The organism is Arthrobacter sp. SAFR-179 (assembly GCF_059414945.1).
Genome location: NZ_JBPFDM010000027.1, coordinates 1 through 1,358, shown reverse-complemented (window position 1 = coordinate 1,358; position 1,358 = coordinate 1). Strand labels below are relative to the sequence as shown.

At 62.4% G+C, this 1,358-nt stretch carries 1 protein-coding gene; it reads left to right on the top strand.

Going from position 1 to position 1,358, the window contains the following annotated elements; all coding sequences use genetic code 11:
• The first annotated feature begins 673 nt into the window (after positions 1-673).
• Complete coding sequence (locus ACR65K_RS20605) at positions 674-1,255, top strand: hypothetical protein (RefSeq protein WP_440154743.1); 582 nt, start codon at positions 674-676, stop codon at positions 1,253-1,255.
• Positions 1,256-1,358 lie beyond the last annotated feature (103 nt).

Here is a 1,358-nt window from a genome sequence, read left to right as displayed (position 1 = left end):
CGCTTCGGCGGCGTGGTGTTCGGGTGCGGCGATGGACGCGGGCTATGCCCGTTTTCATGGAGCTAACGATGGCCCAGCGGCAAGCTGTGACGAAGAAGAAGGCCCTCGCTTATCGGGGTGCTGATCGTGCAGGAAAGTCCCGGATCCTGGACGAACTGGTCGAGTTGACCGGCTGGCACCGCGACTATGCCCGGGCCGCGTTGCGGGAAGCGCTGGAATTGAAAGTCGTCAGACCGCGGCCGGGCAGGACCCCGGTGTACGGGCCTGATCTGCTGCCGGCGCTCGTCAAGTGCTGGGCGGTACTCCGGGCTCCTGCCGGCAGGCTGCTGGCCCCGATGCTGCCGGTGCTGGTGCCGTTGCTGCGCCGTGATGGTGAACTCGAGGTCACTGACGAACAAGCAGCGTTGCTGATGCGGATGAGCGCGGCAACGATCGACCGGAAACTCGCCGGTGAACGGGCCAAGCTGACCCTGCGGGGACGGTCCCACACAAAGCCGGGCACACTGCTCAAGTCCCAGATCCCGGTCCGGACCTGGACGGACTGGGACGACGCAGTGCCCGGCTTTGTCGAGATTGACCTCGTCGGCCACGAGGGCGGCAACAGCTTCGGAGAGTTCTGCTTCACGCTCACACCGTCACTGACATTTGCACCGGATGGACGGTCAACAGGTCCGTGCGGAACAAGGCCGCCAAATGGGTCTTCGAAGCCCTCGAACACGTCACCGCCGTCTTCCCGTTTCCCATCCTCGGGATTGACTCGGACAACGGCTCGGAGTTCATCAACGATCACCTGCTGGCCTACTGCCACGCCCGGCAGATCACCTTCACCCGCTCCCGGCCGGGCAACAAAAATGACGGCGCCCACGTCGAGCAAAAGAACTGGGCGCGGGTCCGTGAACTGGTCGGCTACCTGCGCTACGACACACCCTCGGAGCTCGAGAAACTCAACGAGATCTGGGAACTGGACCGGGTGTTCACCAACTACCTGCTGCCCCAGCAAAAGCTCGTGTCAAAGCAACGCCACGGCGCGAAAGTCACCAAGAAACACGACGCGCCGACCACGCCCCACCAACGAGCCGTGCGCCATCCACGGATGCGCAAAAGCCCGGTCATAGGAATGAACGCAGCCTTCAAACGCATCAAACCCGGAGCTCTCTTCCGCCAGATCCTGGCCCTGACAGCCGAACTGGAAACCCTCGCCCTGGCCAAGAAACCAGCTCCCATCAAACCCGTAAACCGGGCCTGGAACCCGTAGACATCCGAAGCTCTTGAACTGAGGCAACGATCACGCGAAGGCGGAGGTTTTCAATTGAGGCAACGTATTACGCTTCCCGGAGGTATTGCAATGAGGCAACAGG